This is a genomic window from Melaminivora alkalimesophila (genome assembly GCF_000282995.1).
GTDB lineage: Bacteria > Pseudomonadota > Gammaproteobacteria > Burkholderiales > Burkholderiaceae_C > Melaminivora > Melaminivora alkalimesophila.
Genome location: NZ_ALEE01000831.1, coordinates 1 through 8,652, shown reverse-complemented (window position 1 = coordinate 8,652; position 8,652 = coordinate 1). Strand labels below are relative to the sequence as shown.

The window sequence follows — 8,652 nt, the reverse complement described above, 5'->3', positions numbered from 1 at the left end:
GGGGCCAGCCGCTGCCGGCGGCGCTGCGCGCCGCGCTGGAGGGCGGCGGCACGCGCGCCTGGGCCCCCGGGCCGGGCACGGTGCGGGCCTTGCTGCAGGCGGGTGTGCCGGCCGGCGCCATCGACGCCCCGCCGGCAGACAGTCCGCAGTTCGAGTCCGAGGCACTGTGGCCGATGGTGGCGCCACGCCTGCGGCCTGGCGACCGCGTGCTGGTGGTGCGCGGCGCCAGTTCGGCCCATGCAGCGGCGGTGGGCGGCCATGGCCGCCCTTGGCTGGGCCAGCAGCTGCAGGCCGCCGGCGCCGAAGTGGAATTCGTCGCCGCCTACGCGCGCGCGCGCCCGGTGCTCGACGCAGCAGGCCGGCGACTGGCCGAAGCCGCCGCGGCGGACGGCAGCATCTGGCTGTTCAGCAGCTCCGAGGCGCTGGGGCACCTGCAGGCGCTCCTGCCCGGCCAGTCGTGGCGGCAGGCGCGCGCCGTGGCCACGCACCCGCGCATCGCCACGGCCGCACACGCCGCCGGCTTTGGACGGGTTCGGCAATCCCGCCCCTGTGCGAGCGAGGTCGCCGCCTCGATAGAATCCTTCGACCATGTCGACTGAGCCGATCGCCGGACACAGCCCACCGCTTGCGCCCCCCGCGCCGCAGGGCAGCAGCCCCGCCGGGCGCGCGGGCAGCGTGCTGCTGGGCCTGGTGGCGATGGCGGCCCTGGCCAGCTCCCTGCTGCTGTGGCAGCGCCTGTCCTCCATCCAGGAACAGCTGGCGCGCCAGAGCGCCGATTCCTCCGCCCAAGCCATCGAGGCACGCGCCATGGCGCGCGAGGCGCAGGAGCTCACGCGCGAGGCCGCCGGGCGCCTGGCGGTGCTGGAAGCGCGTGTGGGCGAGGTGGCGCTGCAGCGCACCCAGCTCGAGGAGCTGATGCACAGCCTGTCGCGCACGCGCGACGAGAACCTGGTGGTGGACATCGAGGCGGCGCTGCGCCTGGCCCAGCAGCAATCGCAGCTGACGGGCAGCCTCCAGCCCCTGGCCGCGGCACTGAAATCCGCCAGCCAGCGCATCGAGCGCGCCGCTCAGCCGCGGCTTGCGCCGGTGCAGCGCGCCATCGAGCAGGACCTGGAGCGCCTGGCGCGCGCCAGCGTGACCGACACCGCCGGGCTGCTCGGCCGCCTGGATGACCTCGTGCGCCAGGTGGAGGACCTGCCGCTCGCCTCGGCAGTGGCGCAGGCCCACGCCATGCGCCGGCCGCAGGAGCCTGCGCCGTCCGGCCCGGCGCCCGCCAGCGACCCGCCGGCCGCCGATCCGCCCCGCTGGCGCGCCCTCCTGCAGCGCGCCTGGGAAGGCACGCGCGACGAGCTGCGCGGCCTGGTGCGCGTGCGCCGCATCGACTATCCCGAGGCCATGTTGCTGGCCCCCGAGCAGGCCTACTTCCTGCGCGAGAACCTCAAGCTGAAGCTGCTCAACGCCCGCCTGGCCGTGCTCGCGCGCCGCATGGATTCGGCGCGCGCCGACATGCAGGCGGCCAGCATCTCCATCGGACGCTACTTCGACCTGGGCTCGCGCCGGACCCAGGCCGCCTTGTCCTCGCTCCAGCAGTTGCAGCAGCACGTGCGCACCGCCGAGCTGCCGCAGCTGGACGATACTTTCGCGGCCCTGTCCACCGCCGCGGCTGGCCGCTGAACCCGGGACGGGCTCTCCCATGCGCGTCGCACTCTGGCTCTTGGCACTGTTCGGCGTCGCCGTCGCGGCCGCCCTGTTTGCGGGCAACAACCAGGGCACGGTGACCCTGTTCTGGCCGCCCTACCGCATCGACCTGTCGCTCAACATGGTGCTGCTGCTGCTGGTGGGCGCCTTTGCCCTGCTGCACGCCGCCCTGCGCGGCAGCGCGGCGCTGCTCGAGCTGCCGCTGCGCGCCCAGCGCTGGCGCCGCCAGCAGCGCGAGCGTGCCATGCATGGCGCCCTGCTCGACGCCCTGGCGCAGCTGCTGGCCGGCCGCTTCCTGCGTGCCCGGCGCGCGGCCCAGTCTGCGATCACCCAGCAGGAATCCCTGGCGGACGCGGCCGGCAAGGTGCCACACTGCCTGCACCTGCGCACCCTCGCGCACGTGGTCGCCGCCGAGGCCTCGCACGCACTGCAGGACAGCGCACGCCGCGAAGCCCACCTGCAGGCCGCGCTCGACGGAATTCCCGCCAACGGCCAGGACGGGCTGGCCGAGTTGCGTGAGGGCGTGCAATTGCGTGCGGCGCGCTGGGCGCTGGACGAGCGCGACGCCGCGGCCGCACTGGAGCGGCTGGCCGCCCTGCCTTCGGGGGCCGCGCGCCGCACCCTGGCGCTGCGCGTGCGCTTGAAGGCCGCCCGGCTGGCGCGGCACATCCCGGAGGCCCTGGAGACGGCACGCCTGCTCGCCAAGCACAACGCCTTCTCGCCGGCGGCGGCGGCCAGCCTGCTGCGCGGCCTGTTGCTGGAACTGCTCGACACGGCACACGACCCCGCCCAGCTCGACCGCCTGTGGCAGGGCCTGGAGGGCAGCGAGCGCCGGATCCCCGACGTGGCGGTGCATGCCGCGCAGCGCCTGGCGCGCCTGGGCGGCGACCCATCCCAGGTGCGGGCCTGGCTGCTGCCGGTCTGGGAGGACATGGTCTCGGGCGGGCGCGAGGCGCTGGGTGGGCCGCGCGGTCTGCGGCTCATCCTGACGCTGCAGGACAACCTGGAAGGCCTGGACGCGGCATGGCTGGGCCGCATCGAGTCCGCCCAACGCGCGCATCCCCAGGATCCCCGCCTGCAGTACCTGGCGGCCATGGCCTGCGTGCACCGTGGCCTGTGGGGCAAGGCCCAGCAGCAGCTCGCCCAGGCAGCCCCGCGCCTGGGCGAGGCGGCCCTGAAGGCGCGCGCCTGGAAGGAGCTGGCCCGCCTTGCCGAGCAACGCGGCGATGCGCAGGCCGCCGCCCAAGCCTGGAAAGAAGCCGCGCTGGCGGCCCCCTAGGGCGCGCGGCGCGGGCGGGCGCAAAAGCCCGTCAGCGGCGCCGCCGCGGCCCCATGCCGAGCGCTTCCTTTTGCTTTTGCAGGCGCTCGGCCTTGCGCCGATCCATCTTCTCCATGGCCTTGCGCTTGGTCCGCCCGGAGGCATCGGACCACGCCCACCAGACGGCGGTGACGGCAAAGGGCGACAGCACCCACCACCAGGCCCACTGCGCGACCGGATCGACCTCCAGGTATTTGAGCGCCGTCAACAGCAGGCCCAAAAGCAGCACATACATCGGCTCAACCTCCCGGCCCGCGCGGCCATTTCCTACCCTGCGGCCGGCGTCGACCACTACAATCACAGCAGAACGCAAATGTATCGCAACCCCACAGGAACCTCACCATGAAGCGTACCTTGATCACCCTTGCCATGTCGCTGTCGGTGGCAGCACCCGCCTTCGCCGACCAGGCCCTGGCCACTTCCAAGAACTGCATGGCCTGCCATGCCGTGGACAAGAAGCTGGTCGGCCCCGCCTACAAGGACGTGGCGGCCAAGTACGCCGGCCAGGCAGGCGCGGCCGACAAGCTGGCCGAGCACATCATGAAGGGCAGCTCCGGCATCTGGGGTCCGGTGCCGATGCCGGCCAACCCCCAGGTGAAGCCCGACGAGGCCAAGAAGCTGGCCGACTGGGTGCTCTCGCTGAAGTGATGTCTCGGGCCGCGGGCCCGTGCCACCTGAAAAGCTTGAGAAGCCGCAGCGCGCAAGCCCTGCGGCTTTTCTGTCGCTCCTGAGGCCTGCCGCCGCTCACAGGCGCAGGCTGGGTTCGATCGGCGGATTGACCGGGCCCTGGGGCCCGCCGCGGCGCTGCAGCTGGTCTTCCAGCTGGCCGACGTAGGCGGCCGTGACGTTCTCCGACTCGCGCGCCCGGGCGTTCATGCGCGCCTCCAGCGCATCCATGCGCGCCAGCAGGGCCGTCTGCTGGCTCTCCAGGAAGCCGCGCAGTTCGGTGAAGCGCGAGGCTTCGGCCTTGTCGGCCAGTTCGCGCTGCGCCGACAGTTCCTTGGTGTGGCGGCGCGTCTCGACCAGCACCGAGCCGTGCAGCGCCAGGACATAGGCCACAAAGAACACCGCCAGCACTGCCGTAAGGCCCAGCATCAGCAGGCCCAGCGGGGCCACGATGGAGGTCACGCCCAGGGAGACGGTCGTCGGCGTGGACAGGGTGGTCCAGTTCAGCGCGGCAAGTGCGCCGATCGCAACCACGATGAGCAGGAGAAACAGGGTGCGCAGATTCATGGGACAGGCTCTCGATGGATGGCGCCCGGGCAGCAACCGGGCAGACCGCTGTTGTACCCCAAGCGGGCGCCGTGTGCCGCTTGGCTCCTGCGGTTTGCGGCCCGCGCCTACATGCTGCCTGCGCGAAAAGGCCGCCCGCAGGCGGCCAGGGCAGGGGCGCGCCGGCAGCTCACGCTGCCGCCTGGATCAATTGGTCTGCGCCAATTGATCGGATCGGACGCGATTCTGGTGCACACCTCACATCGCTGCGCGATATGAGTGCGCCCCGAACCCCGCAAGCGCTGCGCGCCGGCAGCTCACGCTGCCGCCTGGATCAATTGGTCTGCGCCAATTGATCCAGGATTGCGGGGTTCTCCAGGGTGCTGGTGTCCTGGGTGATGGCTTCGCCCTTGGCGAGCGAGCGCAGCAGGCGGCGCATGATCTTGCCCGAGCGCGTCTTGGGCAGGTTCTCGCCGAAGCGGATGTCCTTCGGCCGCGCGATCGGACCGATCTCGCGCGCCACCCAGTCGCGCAGCTCCTTGGCGATCTGCTGGGCCTCCTCGCCCTCCGGGCGCGGGCGCTTGAGCACCACGAAGGCGCAGATCGCCTCGCCCGTGACGTCGTCGGGCCGGCCGACCACCGCCGCCTCCGCCACCAGGTCGGTCTTGGCCACCAGCGCGGACTCGATCTCCATGGTTCCCATGCGGTGGCCCGAGACGTTCAGCACGTCGTCGATCCGGCCGGTGATGCGAAAGTAGCCGCGGTCCTCGCTGCGCACGGCGCCGTCGCCCGCCAGGTAGATCCGGCCGCCGAGCTCCTCAGGGAAGTAACTCTTCTTGAAGCGCTCCGGATCACCCCAGATGGTGCGGATCATCGAAGGCCAGGGGCGCTTGATGACCAGCATCCCGCCCGCGCCGTTTGGCAGGTCATGGCCGGTCTCGTCGACCACGGCCACCGCCATGCCCGGCAGCGGCAGCGTGCAGGAACCCGGCACCAGCGGCGTGGCGCCCGGCAGCGGGGTGATCACGTGGGCGCCGTTCTCCGTCTGCCAGAAGGTGTCGACGATCGGGCAGCGCTCGCCCCCGACGTTCTTGTAATACCACATCCAGGCTTCGGGGTTGATGGGCTCGCCCACGCTGCCCAGGATGCGCAGGCTCGACAGGTCCCAGTTCTTCGGATGCACCTTGTCGTCCGAGTCGGCCGCCTTGATGAGCGAGCGGATCGCCGTGGGGGCGGTATAGAAGACACTGACCTTGTGGCGCTCGATCATCTGCCAGAAGCGCCCGGCGTTCGGATAGGTCGGCACGCCCTCGAACACCACCTGGGTGGCGCCGGCCGCCAGCGGGCCGTAGGTGACGTAGGTGTGGCCGGTGATCCAGCCGATGTCGGCCGTGCACCAGAACACGTCCTTGTCCTGCAGGTCGAAAGTCCACAGCGCCGTCTGGCGCGCCCACAGCATGTAGCCGCCGGTGGAGTGCTGCACGCCCTTGGGCTTGCCGGTGGAGCCGCTGGTGTAGAGCACGAACAGCGGATGCTCGGCATTCACCGACACCGGCGGGCAGTCGGCGTCCTGGCCTTCCAGCGCCTCCGCGAAGCTGAGGTCGCGCCCCTGGACCCGGTTCCACGGCGTGGACGTGCGCTCGTACACCAGCACCGTGCGCACCGATTCGCAGCCGCCCATGGCAAGCGCCTCGTCCACGATGGACTTGAGGGGCAGCTCCTTGCCGCCGCGCATCTGGTAGTTGGCCGTGATGACCAGCACGGCGCCGACGTCGATCGCGCGCTCCTGCACCGCCTTGGCGGAAAACCCCCCGAACACCACGCTGTGCGTCGCGCCGATGCGCGCGCAGGCCTGCATCGCCACCACGCCCTCGATGGTCATGGGCATGTAGATCAGCACGCGGTCGCCCTTCTTCACGCCCTGCGCCTTGAGCGCATTGGCGAAGCGGCCCACCCGCTTGAGCAGTTCGCGGTAAGTGACACGGGTCACGGCGCCGTCGTCCGCCTCGAAGATGATCGCCGTCTTGTGCTCGACCTCGGTGCCCATGTGGCGGTCCAGGCAGTTGGCGCTGGCATTGAGCTCGCCGTCGGCAAACCACTTGTAGAAAGGGGCGTTGGAGTCGTCGAGCACCTGGGTGAAGGGCTTGGTCCAGATCACGTTCTCGCGCGCCAGCCGCGCCCAGTAACCCTCGAAGTCCCTCTCCGCCTCGGCGCACAGGGCTTCATAGGCCTCCATGCCGGAAATGCGCGCGGCCTTCACGGTCTCCTCGGAAGGCGGGAACACGCGGTTTTCGATCAGCACCGACTCGATGGCGGAAGGGGAAGCGCTCATGGTGTGTCTCCTGCAAAGCTGAATGTTCTGGCCCGAATGTCGGACGCGGGACTTACAGGCTACTGACGCCCCTTCCTGGCACGCCGCTGCGCCACGCACCCCGTCCGGCCAGGATCCCGAGACAAATTTCCTATTACCACAATTTGGAAGACGTGGTATTTTCGTAGGGATATTCAAATCCCTATAATCCTCGGGGTGTTTTACCACCTGCCATGCAGGTCATCCACCTTGCCGGCGCCCTGAGCGGTGGCCGATGCGGGGTTGGATCCCCGCGGCAGCGCGTCGTTTTTCAACCGCAGGCGCACTGCCGTCCAGGCCGAAGCTTCGGCCCTGATGCCCCTGGTGTCCCGCTGCCTGTCGGCCGCGCTGCGGCACCCACGCTGGCCCGGAAGTCCCCTGCCCGGCCTCTTCCGCCGCCGCGTGCCTCCTCTTGAGGCCCTTGCGCACCTCGCGCGTGCCATTCGGGCCGACCAGGTCACTGGTGTTCTTTCCTGTGTCCGCTTCACGGCCATCCCAGCCGCTCCTTGCGCAATTGCGCCGGGGGCCTCGGCGGTGCCGTCGCATCGGGGTTGATCCGCGTGCAGCCGCTGCACGCCTTCTCGCGCTTCGGCCTTCGTGCCTCGGCAGCTCCTGCGTGCGGGAGCCCCGGGGGTTGCACGCCAACTGGAACGAGGGAGGAGCCACCACGTGGCCAAGCAAATCATCATCGACCGTGTCTTCAAGGTCTTCGGCGACTCGCCCAAGGAAGCGCTCGCGCTGGTCGAGCAGGGCCTGAGCAAGCAGGAAATCCTGGCGCGCACGGGCCAGTCCATCGGCGTCTTCGACGCCAGTTTCACCATCGAACCCGGCGAGATCTTCGTCGTCATGGGCCTGTCGGGCTCGGGCAAATCCACCCTGGTGCGCATGCTCAACCGCCTGATCGAGCCCACCAGCGGCCGCGTGCTGGTCGACGGCCAGGACATCGGCGCCATCAGCGAGCGCGAACTGCGGGCGCTGCGGCGCAAGGACATCTCCATGGTGTTCCAGTCCTTTGCGCTGATGCCGCACCTCACGGTGCTGGCCAACACGGCCTTTGGACTGGAACTGGCCGGCGTCCGCCGCGAGGAGCGCGAGCGCGCCGCCGAGGAGGCGCTCGAGCAGGTCGGCCTGAGCGGCTGGGGGGCAAGCTACCCCGACGAGCTCTCGGGCGGCATGCAGCAGCGCGTCGGCCTGGCGCGGGCGCTGGCCTCCGACCCCTCGATCCTGCTGATGGACGAAGCCTTCTCGGCGCTGGATCCGATCATCCGCACGGAGATGCAGTCCGAGCTCTTGCGCCTGCAGGAAGTCAAGCGCCGCACCATCGTCTTCATCTCGCACGACCTGGACGAGGCCATGCGCATCGGCGACCGCATCGCCATCATGAAGGACGGCCACGTGGTGCAGGTGGGCACGCCCGACGAGATCCTGCGCTGCCCGGCCAACGACTACGTGCGCAGCTTCGTGCGCGGCGTCGACGCCGCTGCCGTTTTCAAGGCCGCCGACATCGCGCGCCAGGCACTCACCGTGGTCTCGGCGCACGAGGACCGCGGCTGCCGCGCGGCGCTGCGCATCCTGGAGGACTCCGACCGCGAGCACGCCTATGTGCTCGCCAGCGACAAGCGCCTGCTGGGCGTGGTCTCGTCCCAGTCGCTGCGCCAGGCGCTGCAAGGCCACCAGGGCCCGCTCGGCCTGCGCCACGCCTTCCTTGGCAATGTGCAGCCAATCGGGGCGGACACGCCGGTGGTCGAGCTGTTCGGCCCCATGGCAGAAGCGCCCTGCCCGCTGCCGGTCGTGGACGAGGGCGGCAAGTACCTGGGCGTCGTCAGCCGCACCAGCGTGATGCGCTTCCTGGACCGTGACACCCCCCACGTGCCGCCGCCGCAGCCCGAGAGCGCGCCGCTGCAGCTCAACCCCCATTTCCCTGGCGCCGCCGCCCAGCCCGTGGCCCCCGCCCATTGAACCCAGACGAACGAAGGAGACTGCCCATGAGCGATACGCTGGCACCCACGTCCGCACCCCCTGAAACCTCTTCCGACCCCTGGCAGGGCGGCACCACCGCGCCGGCTGCCGCCGA

The 8,652-nt window shown here is 70.7% G+C and carries 8 protein-coding genes; 5 read left to right on the top strand and 3 right to left on the bottom strand.

Annotation, left to right across the window (positions count from 1 at the left end):
- The 3 genes from A612_RS15995 to A612_RS15985 form a co-directional block, all read left to right on the top strand.
- Window positions 1–599 (top strand): uroporphyrinogen-III synthase (locus tag A612_RS15995; RefSeq protein WP_019375435.1); only part of this gene is annotated, 599 nt, incomplete at its 5' end.
- Window positions 589–1,674: a uroporphyrinogen-III C-methyltransferase gene (locus A612_RS15990; RefSeq protein ID WP_019375434.1), complete on the top strand. Its 1,086-nt coding sequence runs from the start codon at window positions 589–591 to the stop codon at window positions 1,672–1,674. The genes A612_RS15995 and A612_RS15990, both read left to right, overlap by 11 nt.
- Before the next feature lie 19 nt (window positions 1,675–1,693).
- Entirely contained in the window at window positions 1,694–2,977 is a 1,284-nt protein-coding gene (locus A612_RS15985) for a heme biosynthesis protein HemY (RefSeq protein WP_019375433.1), read from the top strand.
- A gap of 31 nt (window positions 2,978–3,008) precedes the next feature.
- Here the strand turns inward: A612_RS15985 and A612_RS15980 are convergent, their stop codons facing one another.
- Window positions 3,009–3,251, bottom strand: a complete 243-nt coding sequence (locus tag A612_RS15980; RefSeq protein WP_019375432.1) for a TIGR04438 family Trp-rich protein — start codon at window positions 3,249–3,251, stop codon at window positions 3,009–3,011.
- 107 nt (window positions 3,252–3,358) lie between these two features.
- Between A612_RS15980 and A612_RS15975 the strand changes: the two genes are divergently transcribed.
- Window positions 3,359–3,664 carry a c-type cytochrome gene (locus A612_RS15975; protein ID WP_019375431.1) on the top strand — a complete coding sequence of 102 codons (306 nt, stop codon included), beginning with the start codon at window positions 3,359–3,361 and terminating at the stop codon, window positions 3,662–3,664.
- Window positions 3,665–3,760: 96 nt separating this feature from the next.
- Here A612_RS15975 and A612_RS15970 read toward each other — a convergent pair whose 3' ends face one another.
- Complete coding sequence (locus A612_RS15970) at window positions 3,761–4,249, bottom strand: hypothetical protein (protein WP_019375430.1); 489 nt, start codon at window positions 4,247–4,249, stop codon at window positions 3,761–3,763.
- 313 nt (window positions 4,250–4,562) lie between these two features.
- Entirely contained in the window at window positions 4,563–6,560 is a 1,998-nt protein-coding gene (gene acs / locus A612_RS15965; RefSeq protein ID WP_019375429.1) for an acetate--CoA ligase, read from the bottom strand.
- Between the two features lie 687 nt (window positions 6,561–7,247).
- Between acs and proV the strand changes: the two genes are divergently transcribed.
- Window positions 7,248–8,537, top strand: a complete 1,290-nt coding sequence (gene proV / locus A612_RS15960) for a glycine betaine/L-proline ABC transporter ATP-binding protein ProV (RefSeq protein ID WP_019375428.1) — start codon at window positions 7,248–7,250, stop codon at window positions 8,535–8,537.
- Window positions 8,538–8,652 lie beyond the last annotated feature (115 nt).